Source organism: Caballeronia sp. LZ043 (genome assembly GCF_031451075.1).
Classification (GTDB): Bacteria; Pseudomonadota; Gammaproteobacteria; order Burkholderiales; family Burkholderiaceae; genus Caballeronia.
Genome location: NZ_JARUXT010000002.1, coordinates 1269537 through 1295488 on the forward strand (window position 1 = coordinate 1269537; position 25952 = coordinate 1295488).

At 63.5% G+C, this 25952-nt stretch carries 27 protein-coding genes and 1 pseudogene; 12 read left to right on the forward strand and 16 right to left on the reverse strand.

Annotated elements, in window-relative coordinates; translation table 11 throughout:
- The first annotated feature begins 203 nt into the window (after nucleotides 1–203).
- From QCE64_RS19380 to QCE64_RS19405, 6 genes are all read left to right on the forward strand, one after another.
- Nucleotides 204–968 carry an enoyl-CoA hydratase/isomerase family protein gene (locus QCE64_RS19380; RefSeq protein ID WP_310005589.1) on the forward strand — a complete coding sequence of 255 codons (765 nt, stop codon included), beginning with the start codon at nucleotides 204–206 and terminating at the stop codon, nucleotides 966–968.
- A gap of 52 nt (nucleotides 969–1020) precedes the next feature.
- Complete coding sequence (locus QCE64_RS19385) at nucleotides 1021–1932, forward strand: SMP-30/gluconolactonase/LRE family protein (protein ID WP_310005592.1); 912 nt, start codon at nucleotides 1021–1023, stop codon at nucleotides 1930–1932.
- Between the two features lie 94 nt (nucleotides 1933–2026).
- Complete coding sequence (locus tag QCE64_RS19390; protein WP_310005594.1) at nucleotides 2027–2824, forward strand: TetR/AcrR family transcriptional regulator; 798 nt, start codon at nucleotides 2027–2029, stop codon at nucleotides 2822–2824.
- 43 nt (nucleotides 2825–2867) lie between these two features.
- Nucleotides 2868–3311, forward strand: a complete 444-nt coding sequence (locus QCE64_RS19395; RefSeq protein ID WP_310005596.1) for a VOC family protein — start codon at nucleotides 2868–2870, stop codon at nucleotides 3309–3311.
- A 154-nt stretch (nucleotides 3312–3465) separates the two neighbouring features.
- The gene (locus QCE64_RS19400) at nucleotides 3466–4809 is read left to right on the forward strand and encodes an LLM class flavin-dependent oxidoreductase (RefSeq protein WP_309920569.1); all 1344 of its coding nucleotides are present in this window, start codon (nucleotides 3466–3468) and stop codon (nucleotides 4807–4809) included.
- A gap of 70 nt (nucleotides 4810–4879) precedes the next feature.
- A complete protein-coding gene (locus QCE64_RS19405; RefSeq protein WP_309920566.1) occupies nucleotides 4880–5563 on the forward strand; it encodes a TetR family transcriptional regulator C-terminal domain-containing protein in 684 nt (227 codons plus the stop codon).
- 34 nt (nucleotides 5564–5597) lie between these two features.
- On the opposite strand, the gene QCE64_RS19410 is transcribed toward QCE64_RS19405, so the two are convergent.
- On the reverse strand, nucleotides 5598–6215 hold the full coding sequence (locus tag QCE64_RS19410; protein WP_309920564.1) for a TetR family transcriptional regulator C-terminal domain-containing protein: 618 nt from the start codon (nucleotides 6213–6215) through the stop codon (nucleotides 5598–5600).
- A 77-nt stretch (nucleotides 6216–6292) separates the two neighbouring features.
- Complete coding sequence (locus QCE64_RS19415; protein WP_309920561.1) at nucleotides 6293–7639, reverse strand: LLM class flavin-dependent oxidoreductase; 1347 nt, start codon at nucleotides 7637–7639, stop codon at nucleotides 6293–6295.
- A gap of 165 nt (nucleotides 7640–7804) precedes the next feature.
- On the opposite strand from QCE64_RS19415, the gene QCE64_RS19420 reads away from it, so the two are divergent.
- Genes QCE64_RS19420 through QCE64_RS19430 form a run of 3 tightly spaced genes read left to right on the forward strand, consistent with a single transcriptional unit; the run spans nucleotide 7805 to nucleotide 10607 of the window.
- Nucleotides 7805–8917 (forward strand): extracellular solute-binding protein, encoded by a 1113-nt coding sequence (locus QCE64_RS19420; protein ID WP_309932001.1) that lies wholly within the window; start codon nucleotides 7805–7807, stop codon nucleotides 8915–8917.
- A gap of 53 nt (nucleotides 8918–8970) precedes the next feature.
- Nucleotides 8971–9468, forward strand: a complete 498-nt coding sequence (locus QCE64_RS19425; protein ID WP_310005598.1) for a 6,7-dimethyl-8-ribityllumazine synthase — start codon at nucleotides 8971–8973, stop codon at nucleotides 9466–9468.
- Nucleotides 9465–10607 carry an ABC transporter substrate-binding protein gene (locus QCE64_RS19430; RefSeq protein ID WP_309920552.1) on the forward strand — a complete coding sequence of 381 codons (1143 nt, stop codon included), beginning with the start codon at nucleotides 9465–9467 and terminating at the stop codon, nucleotides 10605–10607. Before QCE64_RS19425 ends, QCE64_RS19430 begins: the two co-directional genes overlap by 4 nt.
- A gap of 15 nt (nucleotides 10608–10622) precedes the next feature.
- Here QCE64_RS19430 and QCE64_RS19435 read toward each other — a convergent pair whose 3' ends face one another.
- From QCE64_RS19435 to QCE64_RS19495, 13 genes are all read right to left on the reverse strand, one after another.
- Nucleotides 10623–11951 (reverse strand): NtaA/DmoA family FMN-dependent monooxygenase, encoded by a 1329-nt coding sequence (locus QCE64_RS19435; protein ID WP_310005600.1) that lies wholly within the window; start codon nucleotides 11949–11951, stop codon nucleotides 10623–10625.
- 23 nt (nucleotides 11952–11974) lie between these two features.
- Nucleotides 11975–13162, reverse strand: coding sequence for an ABC transporter ATP-binding protein (locus QCE64_RS19440; RefSeq protein WP_310005603.1), 1188 nt, complete (start codon nucleotides 13160–13162; stop codon nucleotides 11975–11977).
- A 36-nt stretch (nucleotides 13163–13198) separates the two neighbouring features.
- Nucleotides 13199–14038: an ABC transporter permease gene (locus QCE64_RS19445; RefSeq protein WP_310005604.1), complete on the reverse strand. Its 840-nt coding sequence runs from the start codon at nucleotides 14036–14038 to the stop codon at nucleotides 13199–13201.
- Complete coding sequence (locus QCE64_RS19450) at nucleotides 14025–14849, reverse strand: ABC transporter permease (RefSeq protein WP_309920540.1); 825 nt, start codon at nucleotides 14847–14849, stop codon at nucleotides 14025–14027. The genes QCE64_RS19445 and QCE64_RS19450 overlap by 14 nt, the downstream gene beginning before the upstream one ends.
- 33 nt (nucleotides 14850–14882) lie before the next feature.
- Entirely contained in the window at nucleotides 14883–16019 is a 1137-nt protein-coding gene (locus tag QCE64_RS19455) for an extracellular solute-binding protein (protein ID WP_309920538.1), read from the reverse strand.
- Between the two features lie 194 nt (nucleotides 16020–16213).
- Nucleotides 16214–17749: an AMP-binding protein gene (locus QCE64_RS19460; protein ID WP_309931990.1), complete on the reverse strand. Its 1536-nt coding sequence runs from the start codon at nucleotides 17747–17749 to the stop codon at nucleotides 16214–16216.
- A 105-nt stretch (nucleotides 17750–17854) separates the two neighbouring features.
- On the reverse strand, nucleotides 17855–18985 hold the full coding sequence (locus QCE64_RS19465; protein ID WP_309920533.1) for an LLM class flavin-dependent oxidoreductase: 1131 nt from the start codon (nucleotides 18983–18985) through the stop codon (nucleotides 17855–17857).
- A 28-nt stretch (nucleotides 18986–19013) separates the two neighbouring features.
- Nucleotides 19014–20162 carry an acetyl-CoA acetyltransferase gene (locus QCE64_RS19470; protein ID WP_310005606.1) on the reverse strand — a complete coding sequence of 383 codons (1149 nt, stop codon included), beginning with the start codon at nucleotides 20160–20162 and terminating at the stop codon, nucleotides 19014–19016.
- Nucleotides 20159–20581, reverse strand: a complete 423-nt coding sequence (locus QCE64_RS19475; RefSeq protein WP_310005608.1) for an OB-fold domain-containing protein — start codon at nucleotides 20579–20581, stop codon at nucleotides 20159–20161. The genes QCE64_RS19470 and QCE64_RS19475 overlap by 4 nt, the downstream gene beginning before the upstream one ends.
- Before the next feature lie 41 nt (nucleotides 20582–20622).
- Nucleotides 20623–21177 (reverse strand): flavin reductase family protein, encoded by a 555-nt coding sequence (locus tag QCE64_RS19480; RefSeq protein WP_309920525.1) that lies wholly within the window; start codon nucleotides 21175–21177, stop codon nucleotides 20623–20625.
- 45 nt (nucleotides 21178–21222) lie between these two features.
- Nucleotides 21223–22617 (reverse strand): amidase, encoded by a 1395-nt coding sequence (locus tag QCE64_RS19485; protein WP_309920523.1) that lies wholly within the window; start codon nucleotides 22615–22617, stop codon nucleotides 21223–21225.
- A gap of 13 nt (nucleotides 22618–22630) precedes the next feature.
- The gene (locus QCE64_RS19490; RefSeq protein ID WP_309920521.1) at nucleotides 22631–23017 is read right to left on the reverse strand and encodes a nuclear transport factor 2 family protein; all 387 of its coding nucleotides are present in this window, start codon (nucleotides 23015–23017) and stop codon (nucleotides 22631–22633) included.
- Between the two features lie 303 nt (nucleotides 23018–23320).
- Nucleotides 23321–23602: a LysR substrate-binding domain-containing protein gene (locus tag QCE64_RS19495; protein WP_404987400.1), complete on the reverse strand. Its 282-nt coding sequence runs from the start codon at nucleotides 23600–23602 to the stop codon at nucleotides 23321–23323.
- Between QCE64_RS19495 and QCE64_RS19500 the strand changes: the two are divergent.
- The 3 genes and pseudogenes from QCE64_RS19500 to QCE64_RS37975 all read left to right on the forward strand — a co-directional run.
- Nucleotides 23592–23685: pseudogene (locus tag QCE64_RS19500) on the forward strand (hydrolase); the annotation flags it as partial. The gene QCE64_RS19495 and the pseudogene QCE64_RS19500 sit on opposite strands and share 11 nt — an antisense overlap.
- 26 nt (nucleotides 23686–23711) lie before the next feature.
- Complete coding sequence (locus tag QCE64_RS19505; protein ID WP_404987415.1) at nucleotides 23712–24221, forward strand: nuclear transport factor 2 family protein; 510 nt, start codon at nucleotides 23712–23714, stop codon at nucleotides 24219–24221.
- A 149-nt stretch (nucleotides 24222–24370) separates the two neighbouring features.
- Entirely contained in the window at nucleotides 24371–24637 is a 267-nt protein-coding gene (locus QCE64_RS37975; protein WP_404987416.1) for a DUF3331 domain-containing protein, read from the forward strand.
- A 95-nt stretch (nucleotides 24638–24732) separates the two neighbouring features.
- On the opposite strand, the gene QCE64_RS19510 is transcribed toward QCE64_RS37975, so the two are convergent.
- Entirely contained in the window at nucleotides 24733–25914 is a 1182-nt protein-coding gene (locus tag QCE64_RS19510; protein ID WP_309920518.1) for a porin, read from the reverse strand.
- Between the last annotated feature and the right edge of the window lie 38 nt (nucleotides 25915–25952).

The following is a 25952-nucleotide window of genomic DNA, read 5'->3' on the forward strand; positions in this document are numbered from 1 at the left end:
ATCCGAAAAACTGATCGATCGAACAGTCAGCACAGTAGCGGACGAGTCAACGCCCGGTCAACGACGATCTCGCCCGGCATTTCCCTTGTTGACTGATCGATCAGTCAGTAATAGGATCGGCGTCTGAAGAGCCTGTTCGGATAGCGCCGGCGACAACGCCGGCACGCACCGACGCCACATCCCAACGTTCAGAGGACCCAGCCGTGACCCAATTCAACGATTACGCAGACAAGTTCGAGACCATCCGCATGACGCGCACCGACGGCGTGCTGGAGATGCACTTCAACACGCACGGCGGCCCGCTTGTGTGGAACCTGACCGCGCATCGCGAGTTCGAGCAGGCGTTCCTCGACGTGGGCCGCGATCGTGAAAACGACGTGGTGATCATGACCGGCACCGGCGACGCCTTCAGCGGCCCCCCGATCGCCCCTGGCATGCATCAGAACCGCAATTCGATGACGCCGACGATCTACGACCCGATCTACTGGGAAGCGAAGCATCTGCTCATCAATTTGCTCAATATCGAAGCGCCGGTGATCAGCATCCTGAACGGGCCGGCCGTACGGCATGCGGAGATCCCGTTGCTGGGCGATATCGTGCTGGCATCCGATACCGCGACCATCCAGGACACCGCGCACTTCCAGGGCGGCATGGTGCCCGGCGACGGCATGCACCTGATCATGCCGCTGCTGATGGGCCGCGCGCGCGGTCATTACTTCCTGCTCACGGGTCAGAACATCAGCGCCAGCGAGGCGCGGGAGATGGGTCTCGTGAACGAGGTCATGCCGGCCGCAGACCTGCTCCCGCGCGCCCGCGAACTCGCGCAGCTGATGCTCAAACAGCCGCGTCTCGTGAGACGCTATACGCGCACCTGCCTGAACCAGGAACTGAAGGCGCGCCTGCATGACGTACTGGGCTACGGACTCGCGCTCGAAGGCCTCGCCCGCATGAAGGAACCAGCTGCCTGAGGCGGCGCTACGCAACTGCATCGCCATTCACACCGCATATCAAGGAGGCAACATGACTGTCAGCAGTATCACGAGGCCCATCGACATGGTGGGCTCGGTTATCGACGTAGTCGATTCCACGCCCGACGTTCTCGGCGAATCGATCATCTGGGACGAGAAAACGCAATTGCTCTGGTGGGTCGACGGCATCGGCCAGGCCATCCATCGCCTCGACATTTCCAGCGGCGTCAAGAAAAGCTGGCCGATGCAGGAAGAGATCGGCAGCATCGGGCTGCGCGCCAAAGGCGGCCTGCTGGTGGGCATGCGGTCCGGGTTCTATTTCTTCTCGCCCGAAACCGGCGAGCTGACCGAGATCGCGCGCCCCGACGCCGAACGGCCGAAGAACCGCTTCAACGACGGCAAGTGCGATAGGCACGGCCGCTACTGGTCCGGAACGGTGGAGGCCGCCGCCTATACGCCGCGCGGCCGCCTGTTCCGGCTCGACCCGGACCTGCAGCCGAAGCTGATCATGGAGGGCATCACCTGCATCAACGGCATCAGCTTCAGCCCGGACAACCGGCTGATGTACATGACCGACTCCTTCAGTTGCCAGATCGATGTGTTTGACTACGATTCAGTCGACGGCGCCATCTACAACCGCCGGAAATTCGCAGACGTGCCGCTCGGGCGCGGCATCTGCGACGGCTCGACCGTCGATGCCGATGGCTGCTTCTGGAGCGCGAACATGGACGGCTGGTGCGTGACGCGCTACGACCCGCGCGGACGGATCGACACGGTCGTCAATCTGCCGGTGCGGCGCGTGAGCAGCCTGTGCTTCGGCGGACCGGATCTGGATACCTTGTTCATCACCACGGCGCGTCGCCGGATGAGCGAGAAGGAACTGGCGCAGCAGCCGCTCGCGGGCAATGTGCTGGCGGTGCGGCCCGGTGTGAAGGGACTGCGGGAGCCGGAGTTTCTCGGCTGATGTCACACGGTGGCCCGACTCTGCCCTGTCGGGCCACCCAAGCTTCACGGTATACTGACTGATCGATCAAATAGCCTGGAGAGGTCGCCCCGGAATGAGTGCACAACGAGACAAGTCTGCGAAAGCCGCCAGTCCGGCTCAGGAGTCCGACCGCGGATCGGGCTCGCGCCTGTCGGCGATCCTGAATGCGGCCGAGCGGGTGTTCGGCGAGCACGGCTATGCCGGTGCGAGCATGCGCAACATCGCCGATGAAGCCGGAGTCGCCCAGGCGCTCGTGCATTATCACTACGCGAGCAAGGACAAGCTCTACGAGGCCGTCTTCGAGCGCCGCTCGTCGGCCATCAATCTGCATCGCGGCAAGCTCCTCGACGCGCTGTTCGCGAGCGAGCAGACCGTGACGGTCGAAGACGTACTGACTATCGCCTTCACGCCGCTGTCGGACATTTTCGACGGTGAAGAAGCTGCGAACCTTGCGCTCTATGTGCAACTGGTCGCTTCCGTCAGCCTCGGCAGCGATGAGCGTTCACGACGCATTCGCGAGACTTATTACGACCCGATCGCGGAACGGTTCATCGATGCACTGCATACGGTGTTGCCCGGCATTGCACGCGAACAGGCAGTATGGGCCTATCTGTTCTCGGTCGGGGCACGGCAACAGGCGCACGCGCTCAATGGCCGCGCGAAGCGCCTGGGTGCGCGGGACCGCGCGAAGAAGTCGACGGCTCATTACTCCGATCTCGTGCGCTTTGCGGCCGCCGGCATCCGCGAACTGGTACGCAATGGCGCGGAAACGATGGACACCGGTGGGACCTCAGGCAAGACCTCAGGCAGGACCTCAGGCAGCAAGGCGAAGGCGACGAAGACCCCACGCGCTCGCAACGCGTCGGCATAGTCGAGCACTGAGCCAGGATCCGACACAAAAGGAGCAAGGTCGCATGGTGGATGACATCGGAGCGGATGCCCAGGCACAACGACTCGTCGAATTCGACAACGTCGCCATTTCCGTGACTGACATCGATCGTTCCGCGGAGTGGTATGGCCGCCTGTTCGGATTCCGTCGCGGGTACTCGACCTACATCGAATCCTTGCATGCGCACTTCCAGATACTCGAACGGAGCGACATGCGGATCGAACTGCTTTCGCGCGCAACGACCGTTCGCAACCCCGATGCCGCTATTGTCCCTGGCCCGCATATCGACAAGACCGGTGCAAAGGCGGTCGTATTCCGCACGTCCGACCTCGAAGCCGTGACATCGCACCTCGAGAGGGAAGGCGCGATCTTCGAATGGAAGTTGCAAGACCTGTCCGAAGATGGCTTGCGCGCGACGATGATCCGCGATCCCGACGGCACCATCATCAACATCCTGCAATATCCGTAAGCATCGGATCCCGATCAAGGCCGCATTCCGCGCCCCCTTTTTCGCCTGAAAATTTTGTTGGACATCCAACATTTATTGGGCTACCTTTCTTCCTCATCGCCGCGTCGCCGTGGCGCGGTCAACCCCGCGGTCCAACCCTTTTCCCGGAGTCGAAATGAAGCCCCGAGTCATGCATATTGGCGCCTTGCTGTCCCACGTCGGCATTCATCCGGCTGCGTGGCTGCATCCAGGCACGCCGCTCGGTGGCGAAGTGGACCTTTCGTTCTGGATCAATCTCGCCCGGATCGCCGAACAGGCCAGGCTCGACTTCATCTTTCGCGCCGATTCACCCGCCAGCCGCGACGGCGACATCGAAGCCATCACGCGCTATCCGGGCCATATCGCGGATCTCGAACCCGTCACGCTGATGTCCGCGCTCGCGGCGGTCACGAAGCACATCGGCCTTGCCAGCACGGCCTCGACGAGCTTCTACGAGCCCTATAACGTCGCCCGCCTGTTTGCCACGCTCGATCATCTGAGCGGCGGACGCGCGGGCTGGAACGTGGTCACGTCGTCGGCGCCGCTTGCCGCGCTCAACTTCAGTCGCAAGGATCATGAAGACCACGCGCGCCGGTATGCGCGCGCGAACGAATTCGTCGATGTGGTCCTGGGCCTGTGGGATAGCTGGGACCAGGACGCATTCATCCGCGACCGGGCAAATGGCCGCTTCTTCGATCCGTCGAAGCGTCGCGTGCTGGATCACAAGGGCGAGTTCTATCAGGTGCGCGGCCCGCTCGACGTACCGCGCAGTCCGCAGGGCCGGCCCATCGTGATCAATGCCGGCGGCTCGGAGGCCGGCATGGAAATGGCCGCCCGCACCGCCGACGTCGTCTTCAGCGTGGACCGCAATATCGACAAGGCGAAGGCGTTCTATGCCGATCTCAAGGGCCGCATGGGCAAGTACGGCCGCCGTCCGGAAGAGCTGAAGATTCTCTGCGCGCTCAATCCTTTCGTCGGGGCCAGCGACGCCGAAGGCCAGGAAAAGCTGGACTTGCTTCAGTCGATGATTCATCCGGCCGTCGGCCGCGAGATTCTGTCCGTGGATCTGGGCGGCATCGACCTGCGCGATCTGCCGCTCGACGAACCCATTCCCGAATCGGTGCTGCCGCCTTCGAGCAATGCCACCAAGTCCTACTTCGACAACATGGTCTGGGCCATCCGCGAACAGGGGCTGACCGTGAGGCAGCTGTATCTGGCCTGCGCCGCCTCGCGAGGCGGCATGAATGCGATAGCCGGCTCGGGCGAAACCGTTGCCAACCGCATGGAGCAATGGTTCAACGAGGGCGCGGCGGACGGCTTCATGGTCCGCGTTTCACATCTGCCTGGAGGCCTGGAGGACTTCGCCCGTCATGTGTTGCCCGTGCTGCAGGAGCGCAAGCTGTTCCGCACCGAGTATTCCGGTCCGACGCTACGCGACCAGCTGGGTCTCGCGGAGCCGGCGCGGCATCGCGTGTCGTGAGCCGTTCGAGGCTGACTTACAATACGTGATCGTCGAGTCGTGAAATGATCTGAACGGGAGACCAGCACCCATGGCGACACCTCTTTCGTCTGCCCGCAAGAAGCGCGGACCTTCGCGGATCGCTATCGAACGGCGGCGCGACCTGATCGAAGCGGCGATACGCGACATTGCGCGAAATGGCTACGCCACCGTCACCGTGGCGTCGATCTGCGCGGAGGCCGGCTTCTCGCGAGGCCTGATCGGCCATTACTTCACCAACAAGGAAGAGTTGCTGCTCGAGGCTGTCAAGACCGTCGCCACCGAGCTGGGAAGCGCCATCCGCGACGCTGCCAACGCCGCCAAGCCGGACCCCGCCCAGATGCTGCATGCGCTGATCCACGCCAGCTTCACACCGCCTGGCCTCACGGACGAAAAGATCGCCGTCTGGGTGTCGCTCGCGAGTTCGGCACGCTGGTCCGAGCAACTGGCGAAGATCTATCGGGAAATCTGGGTGGACTACCGCTCCGGCGTGGGCCGTCTTTTCGCGCGCGCAGCGGAGGCGCGCGGCGTCGCCATCAATGCGTCGCATGTCGCGCTCGCCTTTTCGCAGCTGGTGGAAGGACTGTGGATCGGACTGGCCGCCAATCGCAGCAGCATCAACGCGAACGATGCCGAGCATTGCTGTCATCACTACGTCGATCTGATCCTCGATGCGAAGACGCAATCGCCCGCAAGCGCAGCACCGGCCCCGCGCAAACGCCGCGCGCTGGCCTGAAGACCGGCGGCAGGCGGCTTCACCCCGTCCGGCGTTACGGCTGCTTGAAGATGGCGTCGAGGTAAGTCAGGCAGGCCGACTCGGCGCGCTGCCGGCTGATTTCAGTGGAATCGGCAACCCAGCCCACCCATAGACCTTCGATCAAATGCGTGAACGTGAGTGCGGCCAGCCTCGCGTCGAGTTCGATGCCGCGTGTCTGCGCGGCGCGCTCGAACAAGCGTGCGAGCGCCTCGCGATACCCCGTCCATAGCTCGTGATAGAGCTGTGTCAGTTCGGGCGACCAGCCCGCGTTGCCGGCCAGTGCAGCCCACACGCAGGCATGGGCCTCGGTAAAGGCCGGCTTGCCGAAGCTCGCACGCGCCGTGGCATACAGGCGCGCGACGGCGTCTTCACCCGCCGCCGATACCGCCTTGCGAGTACTCGCGCCAATCTCCGCGGCGACCGTCTTCACCGCTTCCAGGAGCAACTGATCCTTGCCCTTGAAGTAGTGGCCAATCAAGCCACGCGAGATGCCCGCAGTCTCGCTGATGGTATCGACGGTGACGTCGTTGTAGCCGATCTCGCCGATCGACACGATGGCCGCGTCAATCAACTTGCGCTTGCGCGCCTCGGGGTCGCGCGAGCGCGTACCTTCCGCGGGTTTGACACTCATTCGATTTCTCCCACTACTGGGCGGCGCACAGGCTGCGCGGCCCATGTTCCAGGCAGCGTCAGATATTAGCAGATGCCTCAGGCCGCACCGCGCCGCTGCTGGACGCGCGGACGTGGCAGACCCAGATGTTCGCGCAGCGTCGAGCCGCTGTAGCCGGCCCTGAAAAGACCGCGCCGGCGCAACTCCGGAATGACCAGCGTGACGAAGTCCTGAAGACCATCCGGCAGCGACGACATGCCCAGCATGAAGCCGTCGCACGCGCCCTGCCCGAACCATTCCTGCATCTCGTCGGCAATCTCCTCCGCCGTGCCCACGATGAACTTGCCGCCGCGCGCCACCGCATATTTTTCGTAGAGTGTGCGCAGCGTGAGCGTGCCCTCTTCGGACATCGCGCGAATGTACTCGAGATAACTCTTGCCGCCTTCCGTCGATGCAGGAATGCGGTCGAGCGGCAAAGGGGCATCGACGGACAGGTCCGACAGATCGATGTTGTCCAGGTCGATCGCAAGAATCTCCCGTCCGACATCGGGATGCAGCTTTTCCTGCAAGCGCGCGAGCTTGTCCTCCGCCTCGCTTCGCGTGCGGCCTACGATGGGATTCAGCGCGCTCACGATCTTCAGGTCGTCACGCGAACGCCCGAAGGCCTCGAGGCGCCCTTTCAGGTCGGCATAGAAGCGTTGCGCGCGTTCGAGCTCGGCTTCGGACGAGAAGACCAGTTCGGCCGTCTCGGCGGCCAGCGCCTTGCCGGCCTCCGACCCACCCGCCTGGACGATGACCGGATAACCTTGCGGCGGCCTCGCGATGTTCAGCGGACCGCGTACCGAGAAATGCTTGCCGGTGTGATCGAGGCGACGCAGCCTGGCCGGATCGAAGAACGTCGAGGTCGCGCGGTCGTGGACGAACGCATCGTCATCCCAGCTATCCCACAGACCCTTCACCACTTCGATGAACTCCTTCGCCCGTTCATAGCGTGCCGCGTGACCGGCGCGCGCGTCGGCGCCGAAGTTCAGCGCCGCGGCCGCCTGCGAGGTCGTCACGACATTCCATGCCGCGCGGCCGCGGCTCAGATGATCGATCGAGGCGAACTGGCGCGCCAGATTGTAGGGCTCGTAAAAGCTGGTCGACACCGTGGCCGCCAGACCAATGCGGCTCGTGGCCGCCGAGAGCGCGGCCAGCAACGTGACCGGCTCGAACTGGTTGGCGTACAGCGGCCACTTGCTGATCGCATGGAGGTTGCCATTGCGGATCGCCGGCACGTCCGCGAAGAAAACGAAGTCCAGCGCACCGGATTCCGCCGTCCGGGCCACGTCGATGTAATGACCGATATCGTTCTCGGCTCCATCCGGAGCATCGGCCACCAGCCACGCCGCCGGATGATTGCCGTAGGGCTGGATCAACACGCCTATCTTCATCTCTGTCTTCATCAATTCGCCTCCGGGTTAGCCTCGGTGATCGACACGCACTCCATCGCTTGCGTAATTTTTTTGTTGAACGTATAACAAGATTAACACGGACAAAAACACTGTCAACAACCGGCGAGGCGGCGGATACGAACCGGACCGCGCTTTCGTCGCACAGGAGGATGTCTCATGAACGCAAGGTCCAGACGGGTTCCACTGTCTGAAGCGGCGTCGTCGATGCGGCGCAAGATTTTGAAAGCCACCAGCGCCGGCACGCTGCTGTCCGGTTTGTCGAGTCTGGCGCCGCTTGCGTCGGCACAACAGAAGACGCTCAATATCGCGTCCTACGGCGGCAGCTACAACGATGCGCTGAGAAAGGCATGGCTCGATCCGTTCGAGCGCGAGACCGGCGTCAAGGTCAATCTCGGCGTCAACGCAAGTCTGTCGCTCGCGAAGTTGCAGACCATGAATCCGAACGGCGCGGAATGGGACATCGTCGATCTCACGGCAACCGAATACAGCATTGCACAGGCGCAGAACGTCCTTGCTCCGCTCGATCCGAAACTCGTCGACACGAGCAGGATGCTGCCGGACTATGTCGCCAGCCACGGATTCTGCTATGCGCTCTATATCTGGGGCATGGCGTGGGACCGTCGCAAGATCCCGGACGCAAGCGCGCCCAGGTCATGGATGGAGTTCTGGGACACGAAGCGCTACCCCGGCAAGCGCTCCCTGCTGGCCGTGAACAACGACGGCGCGTCCATGGAGGCTGCGCTGCTGGCGGACGGCGTAGCGGAATCGAAGCTCTATCCGCTCGACGTGCAGCGCGCCTTTCGCAGTTTCGACAAACTCGGACGCGAGAATATCGTGTGGGCCACCGGCAATCAGGAGCCGGTTCAACGGCTGACCTCCGGCGAATGCGCGCTGGCGGGCATGTACGTCGGGCGGGCCATCATGGCCAACCGCGCCGGCGCGCAGATCGGGTTTTCATTGACGCAATCGAATGTCGGCATGGACTATCTCGGCGTGATCCGCAATGCACGCAACAAGCCCGAAGCCTTCGCGCTGCTCAATTACATCGCGACGCATCCGGAGCGCGCGGCCGAATTCACGGCCATTACGTCTTATCCGGTGCCGATCAAAGGCCTTGCGTCGCTGTTGCCGCCGAACGCAGCCGACGTCAAGGCAGTCCTGCTCGACGACCCGATGGTCCGCGCCAAGGTGCATTTCAAGGACACGAAATGGTGGGTGGATAACCTGCCCCAGGTCGCGGCGGCATTCAAGCAGTGGCAGCTCATCTGACGGAAAAGCGTTTCCCGTTCCCACTCAAGTCTCAATCACACGGTCTGACAGGCATGACGCACATCTCATCGATCACTTCACGACGGCGCCGTATCGCTTTCGTTCAGGCTTGCTGGCATCGCGACATCGTCGACAACAGCAAGGCCGCCTTCCTCTCGACCATGCTGGAACTGGGCTATCAGGCCGATGACCTGCACTGCTTCGAAGTCCCCGGCGTGTTCGAGATACCGCTCTGTCTCAAGCGACTCATAGCGAGCGAGGAATTCGATGCCGTCGTCGCGGCGGGGTTGATCGTCGATGGTGGAATCTACCGGCATGAATTCGTGTCGACCGCCGTGATCGACAGCCTCATGCAGCTTCAGTTGCAGACCGGCACGCCGGTCATTTCCGCCGTGCTCACGCCGCAGCGCTTTCATGAAAGCGATGTGCACCATGCCTTCTTCCTCGAACACTTCAAGGTCAAGGGACGTGAAGCCGCACACGCCTGTCACCAGACCCTGGACACGCTGCAACGCGTCGAGGCTTCCCTGACTCCAAGAGGCACACGATGAACCTCAAGACCTGCGTAAGCGCGTCCTTCCTGATTGTCACGCAGGCTTGCCTGGCTCAGGTCAAGGTCGGCGTCACGGTGAGCTCCACCGGCCCCGCGGCCTCTCTGGGCATTCCGGAAAAGCAGACTCTCTTGCTGATGCCGGCGAAGATCGGCGCTTACGACGTCGAATACATCGTGCTCGATGACGCCTCGGACGCGACCACGGCTCGCAGGAACGTCCTGCGCTTCACCACGCAGGATCACGTCGATGTGATCATCGGCTCGTCGACCACGCCCGCGACGCTCGCCAACATCGAAGTTGCCGGCGCATCGAAGACGCCGATGATCAGCCTGGGCGCCGGCTCCAGCATCATCGAGCCGATGGACCCCAACCGGCGCTGGGTCTTCAAGACCCCGTACAACGACAAGACGACCGCGAACGCCACCGTGCGTGACATGCAGCGCAAGCACATCAGGACGGTTGCCTTCATTGGCGCCGACGACGGTTATGGCGAAAGCTGGCTGAAGGAACTGAAGGCCGCGACGGGCCCGGCCGGCATCACGCTCGTGGCGCAGGAGCGCTTTTCTTCGCGCGATCCATCGGTGGTCGCACAGGTGCTCAAGGTGATTGCAGCGAAGCCCGATGCGGTCCTGATCGCCGCATCCGGCACGCCCTCCGCGACACCGCAGATCGAGCTTCGCGACAAGGGCTACAAGGGCCCGGTCTATCAGACCACCGGCGTGCTCAACGAGGATTTCATCCGCGTGGGCGGCAAGGCCGTCAACGGCACGCTGGTCGCCGGCGCGCCGGTGACGGTGGCGGCCGATCTGCCGGACTCGCATCCGGCCAAGCAGCCGGCCATGGCGCTGACCGCCCTGTGGAAAGGCAAGTTCGGTACGGACAAGGTGAACGCATTCGCTGGTTATGCCTGGGACGCGTATCTCGAACTCAACGCCGCGATTCCGCTCGCGGGCAAGACTGCGCGGCCGGGTACGCCGGAATTCCGGAGCGCATTGCGCGACGCGCTGGAAGGCCTTCGAAACGTGGCGACGACCAACGGTCTCGTCACGATGTCGGCATCCGACCATAACGGCTATGGCCCCGACGCACCGTCCATGCTGACGGTGCAGAACGGCAAGTGGGTGCTGGCGAAGTAGGTTTCGCCAGCCGGCTCAGGCGTCCCCGTCCCATGCCTTGGGGCGGGGCAGATGCAGATGGCCTCGCAAGGTGTCCGCTTCATAAGCGCGCCTCGCATAGCCCTTCTCCTGCAGCGCGGGGACAAGGTGCGCGCAGATGGCATCGACGGAATCCGGGAAGGTCGGCGCATTGAGGCTGAAGCCATCGCAAGCGCGGGCCTCGAACCACGCGATCATCTGCTCCGCGACCGCTTCCGCCGACCCGCAGATCAGCAGATGCCCCATGGCGCTGCTGAAGTTGATCAGCAGATCGCGCAGCGTACTGCCGGGCTGGCTGGCAACCGTCCTGTAGGCGAGAATGCGCGGCCCCGACGGATGCGTCCGCCACACGTCGAAGCGTTCCGCGGGCACCGGCTGATCGAGCGCGAGGCCATCGAGAGACACCGAGAACATCGCGCGGAAACGCTCGCGCAAGTCCTGGAAATCCATGAACGCAATGATCGATTCGAACAGATCGCGTGCTTCGGCATCCGTGCGGCCAACGTAGGGAATGAGACCCGGCAGGACCTTCACGTGATCCGGGTCCCGGCCGAACCGCACCACGCGTTCCTTTTGCTCGCGGTAGTACTGGATGGCCTGGTCCTTGTCCGGCTGAGTCGTATAGATGATGTCGGCGAATTCGGCGCCGAAGTTCAGACCTTCGGCGGATTGACCCGCCTGGACCAGTACCGGATGGCCTTGCGGTGAGCGCGGTATGTTCAGCGCGCCTTTTGCCCTGAAGAACTCACCCGCGTAGTCGAGCGGCTTCACCTTGTCCCGCTGCAGCCAATGCCCGCGCTGCTTGTCGTTGATGACGGCGTCATCGCTCCAGGCAGACCAGAGCTCGCGCACGAGGCCGACGAACTCGGCCGCGCGCCGGTAGCGGTCCGACTTCGCCGGCAGCGCGATGCCATGCGCGTCCGCGCCGAACGTGGAAGTCACGATGTTCCAGCCCACCCGTCCTCCGCTCAGCAGGTCGAGCGCGGCGAGCTGGCGCGCGATCGTGAACGGCTGATTGAAGGTCGTCGAAAGCGTGCCGATGATCCCGATCCGCTCCGTCACCGCGGCGAGCGCGCCCATCGTCGAGATGGATTCATACGGGCTGCCCAGCGCGAGATCGCCGTCCAGCAGGAAGTCGGCGCCCGGAATATCCGCGACGAACACGGAATCGAGCTTCGCCGCTTCGTAGCGCTGCGCAATGGCCTTCACGATGCCCACCGTACCAATCTCTCCCGACCGGCTCGTCGGCAAGCGCCAGGCCCGCGCGTCGTAGCCGCCCGGCGCGAGAAACCCGCTCAACACCATGTTCGATCGACGCCCTCTCATGATTTCCTCGCCCCGATTGTGTTCTAGACCGCTTCGCGCAACTGCACGCTCATGTCGTGCGTCTCGCGACCGCTTCCCGCCACTTGCATGTCGCCCGGTTCGACATCCACGCCGAGCACTTTCGCGTCTTCCCTCGACCAGCCAAGCCGGATCGCCGCGCCCTCCGCAAGCCTGCTGATGCGCTCGGGCGCGTTGCCGATGATCGACGTGATCTCGACACCTGATGCCACCGTGCAGACACGCACGAACTTGCCGAGGAACGCGACTTCGCGCACGACGGCATCCACCATGATCTCGGCGCGTTCATCAGCGGCGAGCACGCTGATCTTTTCAGGGCGAATCGAAACGAAGGTTTCCGGGTGGCGGCTCAGCTGCGCCCGCTCGACATCGGACGCCGCCGGGAAACTGAACCCCGACGCGAGCGTCACTTTCACGGCGCCGCTTCCGGCCGTGTCCGCGACGCACGACAGCAGGTTCGTCTCGCCGAAGAAACTCGCGACGAACGGCGTGCGCGGCGACGCATAGAGCTCGCGCGGCGTTCCTATCTGCACGATCTGGCCATGGTTCATCACCGCGATGCGGTCGGACATGGTCATCGCTTCTTCCTGGTCGTGCGTCACGAACAGGACCGATATGCCGAGCTTGCGCTGCAGGCTCTTGATCTCGTATTGCATGCGCTCGCGCATCGACTTGTCGAGTGCGCCGAGCGGCTCGTCGAGCAGCAAGGCATCCGGCTGGAACACCAGCGCGCGCGCCAGCGCCACCCGCTGTTGCTGTCCGCCGGACAGCTCGCGCGGACGCCTTTCTTCGAGGCCCGCAAGACCGACCTTCTCCAGCATTTCGAGCGCCATCGAGCGCCGCCGCGACTTCTCGACGCCCCGCATGCGCAGCGGGAATTCGACATTCTGCCGCGCACTGAGATGCGGAAACAGCGCATAGCCCTGGAACACGATGCCGAAGTTGCGATCCTTCGGCGCCCGTCGCACGACATCGACGCCGTCCACCTTGATTGCGCCCGAACTGGGCGACTCGAAACCGGCGACCATCATCAACGTCGATGTCTTGCCCGAGCCGCTCGGCCCGAGCAACGTGACGAACTCACCCGGTTCGATGGCGAGCGACACATCCTTCACCGCCTTGAAACTGCCGTACGCCTTCGAGACATTTTCCAGGGTGACGCGTTTGACCTGTGGCATTTCTGATCGAGACATGACTGAATCCGGAAACGAGAGTGAAGAGATCGGGCGTTAGCGCGGCACTGTCTTCGGCCGAGCGAGGCTCTGGTAGCCGTTGACGATCAACGCGACGAAACTGATGGCCAGCAAGACGGTGGACACGGCCGCGATCTTCGGCGTCAGATCGAATTGCAGCGCGGTGAACATCTGCACCGGCAGGGTCACGGCATTCGGCCCGGACAGGAACAGCGCAATGACCACTTCGTCAAAGGAGCCGATGAAGGCGAAGATCGCACCGCCGACCATGCCCGTGCGAATGACGGGCCAGTAGACATCCACCAGCAGCGCGGTTGTCGTGCCGCCGAGACTGCGCGCCGCCCGATGCAGCGCGGGGTCGAGTCCCGCCAGCGAGGTCTGCACCGAGACGAACACATACGGCGTGACAACCACACTGTGCGCGAACGCAATCGACACCCAGTTCGAACCGAGATTCAGCGTCGAAGAGAACAGATAATCCGCGAGCGCGAGCACGACCACCGGCACGAGCAAGGGCAGCATGATCAGCGTGGAGAAGAAGCTTCTTGCGGGCACATCGTTGCGATGCAATGCCAGCGCCCCGCCGGTGCCGGCCGTCACGGCGATCACGGTGGCGAGCAGCGCCACCTTGAACGAGGTCAGTGCCGAAGCGACCCATTGCGAATCGCGCAGCAGATCCGTGAACGCATGCCCGGACCATCCGTCCGGCGGAAACATGAGGATCTCGCCGCTCGTCATCGACATCGGCACGATGATGAGGATCGGGCCCAGCAGGAAGACGAAGATCGGCAGGCACGCGATCAACAGCAGCGCATGGCCCGAGAGCCCGATGCGCGGCGCCTTGAAGGCCGGCGCGTGCAATTCAAATTTTTCCATACTGACCTTCCTTCGGAATGGAGTGATAGAGCGCGATGAGGAACGCCGTCGCAACCAGAATCACCAGGGCCAGCGCGGACGCCATCGGAAAGTCGATGATCTGATGCGTGTAGAAATCGACCAGGTTCGCGACCATCATTTCGCGCGGGCTGCCGAGCAGCACCGGCGTGATGTAGAAGCCCAGGCAGATGATGAACACCAGCAGACCGCCTGCATACAGGCCGGGCCGGGTCAGAGGCAGCGTGACGGAGACCACCGTTCGCCAGCCCGGCGCACCGAGGCTCCTGGCGGCGCGATACAGGCGCGGATCGATCGCGAGCATCGAGCTGTAGATGGGAAACACCGCGTACGGAATGACGTAATGCACCATGCCGATGACGACCGCCAGCCGCGTATGCAGGAGCGGCAACGGATGCGAGACGATCCCGAGGTGCATCAGCGCGAGGTTGATGACGCCGTTGTCCTGCAGCAGCGCGGACCACGCGAAGTTCTTGATCAGCGCGGCCGTCCAGAACGGCAGCAGGATGGCCGCCATGATCCACGCCCGCGCACGCTCGCCCGACTGCGCGAGCAGCGCCGCGATGGCATAGGCGAGCAGCACGGCGACAAGGGTCGTTTCGAGAGAAATCACCAGCGTGTTCTGCGCGATGCGCAGGAAGATCGGCGAAGCGAACAGGTCGCCGAACGTGCCCAGCCCTTTCTTGAAGCTCAACTGGGCAATCATGAGGATGGGCGTGGCCGCGGCCAGTCCGTAGAGGATCAGGACCGGCGTCAGCATCAGTGACTGGGTGAGGTTGAAACGTCGAGGCATGGCCAGATTCCCTTGGTCGGTTCGTGTCACTCGCTACGACAGCTGCCACGCCTTGAAGGCCGCGGCAACCTGGGGCAGATTGCTGGCCCAGTAATCGTCTTCCTCGTAGAACACCTTGGCGCGCACGTCAGGATTGCTCGGCAGCACGGCCTTGACATCCGCCGCACTGGCCGGCAGCAGCGCCTCGATTCCCCGGATCGGCACCGGATAGGACGTGATGGCCGTGAACTCCGCCGCGCGTTCGGGATGGGTCGCGATGTAGTTGAGCAGCGCGAAGGCTTCGGGCTTGTTGCGGGCATTGCGGATCACGCCGAGAAAGTCTCCCGCGACCGCCGCGCCGTCGAGCGTGAAGCCGATGTTCGCGCCCGAGCGGTTCGCCATGATCGAGCGCCCCACGTACATGCCGGCGAGCACGCACTCGCCCGACGTGAGCCGTTGCACCGGCTCCTGATTGGTGGAAGCCCACACGATGTTGTTCCGGCCGAGCTTGTCGAGGCTCTTGAAGGCGCGTTGAATGTCGAGCGGATAGAGCTTCGACGGCGGCACGCCGTCCGCCTGCAACGCGGCTTCGAGCGAGTGTCCGTTTGTATTCACGGTGATCAGCGAACGCTTGCCGGGATACTTTTGCGTGTTCCAGAAATCGGCCCATGACTTCGGCGCGGATGCATCGGGGATCTTGCGGCGATCCCAGGCCATGCCCCACACATACGCCGCATAGCCAAAGCCATGGGTCTTGACGTACTCGGGCAGCAGCCGGCTCGTATCGACCTGCTTCGGGTCCATCGGCAGAAGCATGTCCTGACGGGTCGCGATGCTGAACTCCGGGCCCGTCAAGTCAACGATGTCCCATTCGGCACCATTCGGATTCATGGTTTGCAGCTTCGCCAGCGACAGGCTCGCGTTGACACCGAGATTCACCTTGATGCCCGTCTCCTTTTCGAACGGTTCGAGCCACGCCTTTTTCAATGCATCGCCGTAACTGCCCCCGTAGGACGCGATATTCAGCGTCCGGCTCTGCGCTGCCGCACTGCGGATCAACGCGCCCGACGTCGAGAGCACGAATCCGGCCGCGGCGGCTTTCAGCACGCGACGGCGGCCCGTCTGCGCGTCATTCATTTCATCGGTGAACTGCGTGCTGCTGTCTGCGGCATGGCGGGTCCGTCGAGTCATTGGACAGTCTCCAGTTGGGCGACTTGAAGCAACGGGCACGTCTGCGCGTCAGCGCGCACCGTTGCAATGAAGCGGAAAGAAAACGCGTCCTTACTTGTTATACGTTCAGCAAGATAATGGCGCGCGGAATGCCGGCAATCCAAGCCTCCGGACGGAACACGCGCGGATGCGCCTCCGTCCGGAGTGAGCGGGACTCAACTCGCCTGCAGGTAGGAATCGATGACGGAGCGCTTCTGGATCTTGCCGGTCGGTCCTTTCGGAATCTCGTCCCAGATCTCGACCGTCTTGGGTATCTTGAAGCTGGCAATCTTGTCGCGGCAGAACGCGCGCACGTCGTCGGGCGTGAGGCTGAATCCGGCGCGCACCGAGACGACGGCGTGAATGCGGTCGCCCCACTTTTCATCGGGCAAACCCACGACGCAGACTTCACGAACGGCTTCGTGCTCGGCAATCACGTTTTCGATCTCGGTCGGAAACACGTTGTAGCCGCCGGTCTTGATGCGGAACTTGGCACGGTCGCTCAGGTAGAGGTAGCCGTCTTCATCCTGCCGGGCGATGTCGCCCGTGCAGAGCCAACCGTCCTTCACCGCTTCGGCGTATTTCTCGGGCGCGTTCCAGTAGCCCGAGGTCACGAACTCGGTCCGGATCAGCAGTTCGCCCACTTCGCCGGCCGGAACGTCGCGCATCTCGTCATCGACGATACGCACGTCCACGTACGGCAAGGGCCGCCCCGCCGATGACAGCAGGCCCGGACGTTCCCGGATCGCCAGCTCGTGCTCGGACGGAAACAGCATCATCGACATGCCCATCAGTTCCGTGGTCCCGTACATCTGGAGCAGCTTGCCGCCCAGCACGCGCGCGGCTTCGCGGACCATCGAGGGCGGCAGGGGCGAGGCGCCGTAACCCCATTGACGCATCGAACTCAGGTCGAAATCGGACGCCCGGCCCGACGTCACCAGTGAGGCGAGCATCGTCGGCACGAGCACGGTGATGGTGGTCTTCTCCTGCTGGATCAGCGCGAGCGCCGCCGCCGGATCCCAGTCCCCGACGATGACCGTCTTGGACCCGTGCACGACATTGCGCAACAGATGCATGATGGGCACGCCGCTCGCGGGCATGGCATGCAGCCAGACATCGTCATGGTTCGCACCCTCCGCGAGCGCGATGGCCTGGGTCGAGCGCAGCATCGCCTCGTGCTGGTACACGGCGCCCTTGGGCAAGCCCGTCGAGCCGGTCGTGTAGCAGATCATCAGGTGATCGTTCGGCGTGTGCGGCAGCGGGTCGCTGCCCGCGGCCTGCGTGAGGCACTCGGTGTAGTCGAGCAGGAACGGATGGCCGTCGTGCATGCCGATGACAACCGGCTTCTGCGCGCTCTCGAGAAGCGCGGCTTCGACCATCGCGCCGTAGCGGGCATGGACGAACAACACGGCCGGCGCCGAGTCATCGACCAGCTGCGCGAGTTCCCGTGCGGCAAGACGGCCGTTGAGTCCCACGCGCAATGCGCCGATCTTCGCGCACGCATAGAAGACCTCGGCGACTTCGACGCAGTCGGGCGACACGATGCCCACGCGATCGCCCGACGACACACCCAGCTCGCGCATGTAGCGCCCGAGTGCATCGCTGTTCAGATGGATGTCCTGCCAGGTCGTGCGACGTCGGTGATCGACGTAAGCAGGCGCACTGCCGCGCACCCGCGCGTGCCGTTGGACAAGTTGCCCGAACGTATTCATCGATTGCTCCCAAGGCTTGAATGCGTGGCCGCGCATGCGTCATGCGCGCCGGGTTGACGACTCCGCGCGGGATGCCGCAAGCGGAGTTTCGTGTGCCGCTGTCCGTCAGTCTTTCGGAACCTTTGCGATGACTGCGTCCGCAAAGGCCTGCAAGGAGCCGCGTTCGAGCTCGTCGCCGAAGTAGTTAATGTGATGCCAGACAAAAAACTCGTCTACTCCGTACTTTTCATGCAGGCGCATGACGTCGTCGAGCACGGCCTGCGGCGAACCGGTCCACACGCGGCCCATCGGCACATGGTAGGGAGGCGCATCGTAGGCATAGTTGAAGAGCTCGATGAAACCTTCCTTCATTGCACGCTCTTCAGCTTCGGTGCGGCCCATGACCAGATGTCCGCCGATCGCCAGCACGTCGCGCGGCGCGCTGTTGCGCCCGGCCGTGTGCGCGGCTTCCAGACACGCGTCGAGCACGATCGGCATGAACTCCTCTTTCTCGGGCCGCACGAACGACACCATCTTGCCGCCTTCCGCACCCCAGAAGCGCGCGGTTTCGACCGAATAGCTGAACGGCGCGTAGATGGGCGGATACGGCGTCTGCAAGGGACGCGGAGTAATCCCGACCTTGCGCAGGATGCCTTCGCCATCGACCGCATCCGCGCCCCAGTCGCGCGTCGGATTGAATTCCCACGGCACCGGCTCCGGGACTTTCCAGAACTCGCCCTGGAACGAGGTCAGATCGTCCATCCACAAGGACTTCACGATCTTCCAGTTCTCGTACAGCGCCCGGCGATTGCGCTGGTCCGCTTCCGACCGGTCGGATTCCGCCGACAGGATGTTGAGATGCTGTCCCATCGTCGCGGTCCAGCGCGCGGTATTGCCGCGCGAGAAGCCCGCGAAGGCGCGGCCGCCCGTCATCTGGTCGAGCATCGCGATATCTTCCGCGACCTTGATCGGATTCATGGCCGTCAGGTTCATGCCCAGCTGCCCGACGCGCATCTTCTTCGTGTGCTGCGCGACGAAGAGATTCCACATCAACGGATTGGTCGTGGCCTCGACGCCTTCCACCTGGAAGTGATGTTCGGTCATGCAAAAGCCGTCGTAGCCGAGTTCCTCGGCGAACACCATCTGATCGCGCACCGCGTGCATCATGTGCTGGAAGCGCTGCGGATCACGTCCCGCGAGCGCGACTTGCTCGCCCCGCTGCCGCATGAAGGGGATGGCCAGCAATGTGAATTTCATTTTTCAGTCTCCATGTTGCATTTCGAAGTCAGACGGTGGTCCCGGCGCCGAGGATCGTCGTGCACTGATGCGACAAGGTGCCCCCGTTACCGTGTGCAATCGCGATCTCGGCGCCGTCGACCTGGAAGCCCCGCGCATCGCCTCGTACTTGCCGCGCCGCCTCGATCAGACAGAACAGGCCGTACATGCCCGGATGAACGCAAGACAGGCCGCCGCCGTTCGTGTTGACGGGCAATGTCCCGCCCGGTCCGATCCGCCCGCCCTCGACGAACGCGCCGCCTTCGCCTTTCCGGCAAAAGCCCAGGTCTTCCAGGAACAGGATGGTGTTGATGGTGAATGCGTCGTACAGCTCGACCACATCCACCTCCTCAGGCGTGATGCCTGCCATTGCATAGGCGCGTGCGCCGCTTTCCGTCGCGGCCGTGACGGTCAGGTCCGGCATCTGCGAGATCTCGCGATGCCAGTGCGCACCCGCCACACCCAGCACATAGGCGGACTTCATGCCGCGCGCCCGCGCCCGTTCCGCCGACATCAGGATGACCGCCGCCCCGCCGTCCGACACGAGACAGCAGTCGTAGCGCGTCAGCGGATCGCAGATCATCGGCGCCGCGAGCACCGTTTCCCGCGAGAGCTCCGCGCGCGAGGTGGCCTCGGGATTCAGCTGCGCCCAGCGCCGGGCCGAGACCGCCACGTCGGCCAGTTGCTCACGCGTCGTGCCGTACTGGTGCATGTGCCGGGCTGTCGCCATGGCGTAGCCGGCCATCGGCACGGGGAGTTCGTAGAGCGCTTCGAAGCGCGGCGTCTCGATCAGACCGTTCAGGTTGCCGCTCGAGCGGGCGTTGCTGCCGTACGCGATGAGCACCGTTTCGCACAAGCCGGCGTTGATCGCGAGCGTCGCCTGCAGCACGTCCGACATGAACGATGAGCCGCCGACGGATTCCGAACCCGACCACTTCGGCCGGATGCCGAGATACTCCGCGGCGGACAACGAAGGCAGGAAGTGATAGAGCGTGCTCGCGCATACGCCATCGATTTCATCCAGCGTGATGCCGGCATCGTCGAGCGCCGCACGGGTGGCCTGGGCCATCAGTTCGAGCGAACTCCAGCCCGGCACTTTGCCGAGCGCCGAATGGCCCGTGCCCACGATGGCCGTACTGCCGCGCAAGGAATCGATCACGAGCGGTCTCCTTGTGACGGTGCGGGCGGTGCAAGCGGTGTGAACGCCACGACAGGACAATCGGGCTCGGCGCTCGACCACGAGCGCGTGAGAATGGTTGCCCGAACCGGCATGGCAATGGAAACGCGCTCCGGCTCGACATCGACGAGCCGCGACAAGATGCGCGGCCCTTCAGCCAGATCGATCAGTGCAATCGTGTAGTCGCCGCCGCGTTCAGCGGGGCGACGCATGTGCGTGCAGGAATAGACCACGCCGTCACCGGACGCCTCGACCCATTCGAAGTCGTCCATCGTGCCGCGGGCATGCAGCGCGCGCGGATAGAACACATGGTCGTGGCTGGTGCGGTGTCGCTGCAGCATGAACTTTCCCTGCTTCAGAAAAGCGAAGAATTGCGCTTCCGGTCCGAGTTCGTGATTCATGAGATGTCGTGTGATGGCGCGTGGATGCGTTAGGGGCGCGGCTAGCGGGCCACGGAGGCGGAGACGGCCCGTTGCAGGGGCAGGCCTTTGCCGTGGAATTCGCGGAATCCGTACAGGAGCGGATTGCCGTTCGAGAGCAGCCGGATGCCCTGCACTTCGCCGATGAACACCGAGTGCGACGCAACGGGCACTTCCTTCAGCACGCGGCAGGACACATTCGCGAGCGCGCCGCTCAACCACGGCAGGCCGTCCTGCTCTTCCCACGCGCCGCCGTTGATGAACTTCTGCTCGGCTTCGTCGGCGCTCTTGGCCGAGCGCGAGAAGACCGTGGCGACGTCCAGTTGCGAATCGGCGAGCATGTTCACCGAGAACGCGCCGCTTGCACGGATCAGTTCACAGGCGCGTGCGTTGTGGTTGATCGAGATCAGCATGGAAGGCGGCGAGTCCGACAACGAACACACGGCCGTGGCCGCGAGGCCCGCGCGCAAGCCGCCGAACTGCGACGTCACGATGGTGACGGTGGTCATGTGACGCTGGAAGCAGGCGCGAAAATCGTCCTGGATACTCGGCGCGGTGAGGTGTTCATTGCCCATCATTTACTCTCCTTCGCAGACTCATGGCAGTGCGTGTCATCGTGGTGTTCAGAGCTCCGGGCAGGCTTCGAACGGGCCCGTGAGATCCTCGAAAAGTCTGGCGAGCCGCAGCACGCCGATATCGTCATAACGCCTGCCGACGATCTGCATGCCGATCGGAAGGCCGTCCACAGTCTTGCCGCACGGAACCGATATGGCTGGTTGTTCCGTGAGGTTGAACAGAAAGGTGTTGCACCAGGGATCGAACAAACGTGTCTCGTCGGGCGCGGCGCGCTCCGCCGCGAATGCAGCGGTCGGCGTGGCGGGCAGGATCAGGAAGTCGGCATCATCGAGCAGCGCCATGGCCTGCTCGCGCAGCGCCAGCAAGGCCTGCATCGCGTCGATCACGGACTCGGCGGACTCGCCGGCGCTGGCGCGCGTCCATTCGTACAACAAGGGAGACAGCGGCTGCCGCTCCGGTGCGTGCTGGTTCAATTCCGCAAAGCAGCGCGCGCGATAGAAGCGTTCCGCGGCCTCCACCTGTTCATGCGCGAAGCGGGCGGGCCGTTCCTCGATTGAGGCGATGCCCGCTTGTTCCAGCCGCCCGGCCGCTGCCCGGACCGCTTCCACCACTTCGGCGTCCGGACTCAGCCCGAAGCCCAGATCGGTCACGAGATGGATGCGGACGTGCTCGGCCGGCTGCTTCGACGCTTCGCGGTACGACTGTCGCGCAGGCGGCAACGCGCTGAAGTCGCGCCGGTCGGGCCGGGCGATGCAGTCGAGCATGAGGGCGACGTCCGCCACGCTTCGCGCCATGGGTCCGGCGACCAGCGCGGGGCTCACTGGCGGGTAGTAGGGAACGCGGCCATACGAGGGCTTCAGCCCGACCAGTCCGCAGAAGGATGCCGGCAACCGGATGGAACCCACGATGTCGGTGCCGAGGGCGAGCGGATGCAGGCCCGCTGCCACCGCCGCCGCGGCGCCGGAACTCGACGCGCCCGCCGATCGCGACAGGTTCCACGGATTGCGCGTGACGCCGAAGCGGGAACTGACGCTGCCCGCGAGGATGCCGTAGTCGCACATGGTGTTCTTGCCAAGCAGGATGGCGCCGGACTCACGCAACCGCGCGACAGACGGGGCGTCGAACGTCGCTGTAGTGCCGCCGTCGGCTGTGCAGGCCGATCCGCGATAGCCCGGCATGCCAGCCACCGGCAACGCGTCCTTCACCGTCGTGGGAATGCCGTCCAGCGGACCGAGCGCTGCGCCGCGCCGCCATCTTTCTTCCGAGGCGCGGGCCGCATCGAGGGCTTCGTCCGCGGCCAGCCAGTAGATGGCGTTGATGCGCGGATTGAGCCGTTCGATACGCGTCAGCGCGGCCCGCGTCACCTCGACCGGCGACAGATGCTTCCGGCGATACGCTTCCGCCAGGTCGGTAGCGGACAGAAAGGCGAGTTCGTCGTTCATTCGATGACCCGCCTCATCCCTGGACGACGTTCTTGCGATACGAGTCCTTCACCTGGATTCGCCCGTCCCTGAACTGGAACAGATCGCATCCGCGTGCCTCGACGCGGCTTCCGTCCCGCTTCGTGCCGGTGAAGGTCCAGTAAGAAACACCGCGGTCGCCGTCGACGAAATGCCGTGCGTCGTTCCAGCGCGCATCGGGAAAGGTTTCCCAGATGGCTGCGTAGCTGCGGCGGACCGCCTCGCGTCCTTCATGACGTTGCCCGAACGGATGCGGCCCCGCCGAGGTGTCGAATACGCAGTCGTCGGTCATGAAGCTCATCAATGCGTCGGCGTCGTGGGCGTTCCACGCAGCCGCGAAGGCTTCGAGCATCTGCATCAATGCGCCGGATTCGTTGCTCATCCTTTTCCGCTCCCGTCAGGCGGCATGACGCGCTGCCGCCTTCTCCGGCAGCCCGCCATCATCCCGATTCAATCTTTGTTGAACGTATAACAAGGATATTGCCGGGTTTCGGGTCTGTCAACTGTGTCAAAAAACGGGGATGGGACAGTCAGGCGCGTGCCTGGAACGGGCAAGGCTGCAGCGAGCCGACGCGCGAGGTGAGGAAGAATTGCAGGCTTCCGAACTGCTCATGACAGCGGGAAGGCTCGGCAAGTGGCGGGGGGATGGTGCGTCTCGAAGGGGATGGGGTAGACGCGTGGCCTGCTACCGGCATGAACCGGGACGCCGGCGAGCGGGCGCGCTCGCCGGCCTTTGCTTTCGTGCGAATGTCCGTGAGACGCGAATTTTCGCCGTGGGATGTTGACCCGCCGGGCGAACGACATAGATCCCCGCGGCAGGCGGCGGAAACCGGCACATCACAGGCACGAGCGCACCGGAAGCGACATGTTCGTTGGTCACGCCGTCGGGGATAAAGGCAATGCCCAACCCGGCCACTGCGGCTGCAACGAGCGCGCTGGCGTTGTCGGCCTTGAAGACTGGCCGCAAGCAACTGATCGTTGCGGGCCTGTGGACAGAAATCTGCGTGGCATTGCCTGCGATCCAGGCACTCGGCGAAGGCGCGACGGTGATCAACGTCCAGGACTACGATCGCGGCGTGTTCCTGTCGTTCGTCACGCTGGCAACCGGCGAGTTCTGGCGCATGACCGGCACCATGATTGTGACCCGGCCGACAGAAAGAATCGCGGACGATCGCCCGGCGCACAACAAGGCGCTCGTGCTCGACGCCATGAAAGCAGTGTTCCAGCGTCACGATCCCGCCGCAGTAGAGCGCTTCTATGCACTCGGCCATGTTCAGCACAACCCGTACATTCGCCAGGGACGCGACGAACTTCGCGCATTTGTCGCCAAGCTGTCGCCGGACGTGTGCTACGAGCCCGGCATAACGGTCGCCGAGGGCGACTTCGTGCCATTCATGATCGCATTCGCGGTTGGGCACCCACACCGCTGGTGGTCGTTGATCACTTCCGTGTCGAAGATGGCAAGCTTGCAGAGCACTGGGACGTGCTGCAAGACGAAGTGCCGGACTCGGCAGCGCTCAGCGGCACATCGATGTTCGATCCCGAAGAGTGCGCTTCGCAAATCAGACGGGCGGAAGTTTGATTGACGTTGCCCATTTCTAGCGTCTGGAGCGCCGTGATCTCCGAACTGTCACGGCCTGTTCGAGGAGCGCTCACAACGTCGGGTTACGGCAACGCGCCGGACAATCGCAGGCAGGCGATCGGCACGAGTCGCCCCCACCCTCTCCTCGACAACGTGACAATCGGGTTGATCGAATGGACGGACTCGCGATCCGTCATCCTGTCCTGGCGCGGCGCGACGACCGGAGACTATGCAGAGCAAGTCTGGAAGCTGAATAAAGCGAGAAAGCCGGGTCGATGCGCGTTATCGGGTTGCGCCGTGCGAAGAGGTGATCCTGTCTTTCGCCCGTCGTGTCGAAAACGGAATCTGCCCGGCAACGCGGAGTATGTCGTCTGCGAACATGCGATGCGCAGGTTCTGCATTCGGTCATCCGGCAAATAGCGGCACACTGCCGAATCGCACCACGAGCTAGTCCCGCACGCCAATCTCCACGTTTTCCGCTTCGCGGAGATGGCGCGCCCGCATTCATCCATCGATCAGAACTTATGGCGAAGACCGATCCGCACCAAAGCTTGATGATCATTGCTGGACGGCGAACTCTGATTGTTGATCGACGCCACCGCCGCACGATTGCGCGAGTCTGTACCTGACGCTTTCTGGTAAATGCCGAGCAGCGATATGTCGGTCCGCTTCGACAGGAAGTAATCGAAGCCGATATCGCCTTGATGATACGTCGCGCCTTCGTTGCGGCCGCTTGCCGACGTCACGCTGCCGCCATCCGTGTAGCTGTACGCCGCGCCGATCAGCAACGCGGGCGTCAGTTGATACTTGGCGCTCAATTCCGCGCTGTTGAATGTCGCGTTGCCGCTATAGCCCGAAGGATTCGGCCCGCTCGACGTGTTGCCGAGTCCCTTGAACGCGATGTTCGAATACGTCGCGCCCAGTGTTACCGCGCCGATGTTGTACGCCGCGCCGGCGCTGATGACCTGATAGGTATGCGCCGACAGATAACCGCTGAACACCGGATAGACCGAATTTGCTGTTGTCGCTGAAGGCGTGCCCGAGGTCGAGTTGCCAAAGAAGCTCACGTTCGGATTGCGTGCATTGATATAGCCGACGCCAAGCGTCAGCGGCCCGCTTGCGTAGCCTGCCCCAAGGGACCAGATCTGGTTGCGCGTAGTATCGCCTGCGACGCCGCCGAGACTGTACATGGCGCCGAACGAAAAGCCGCCGTACGAAATGCTCTTGAACTTGACGGCGTTGTTCGTACGGTACGCGTTGTTCAGGTTGTCCAGATCAGCCGGATGCGCGCCGATATTGCCCGCCCATTGCGCGCCCACTTCGAGCGGTCCGACGAAGTCGACGCTCAAATCGTATTGACGCCCCAGCGTAATCGTTCCAAACGGGCTCGACACGCCGACGAACGCCTGGCGGCCAAACTCCAGACCGCCCTGCCCCAGCTTGCCGGTGCTCGGATCGAAACCGTTCTCCAGGGTGAAGATTGCCTTCAGCCCGCCGCCGAGGTCCTCGACACCCTTCAAACCCCAGCGGCTGCCGGACAGCACGCCGCTTTGCATCGCGTAGGAGCGGTTGCCATTCATGTTGGTATTGAACGTCAGCCCTTCGTCGATGACGCCATAAAGCGTCACGCTGCTTTGGGCGTGGGACATCGTGGACAGCGTCATGCAAGCCGCGCCGAGCGCAAGCGTCTTTTTCATGCAAGTCTCCTTACTGTACTGATAAGAATAGTGATGGC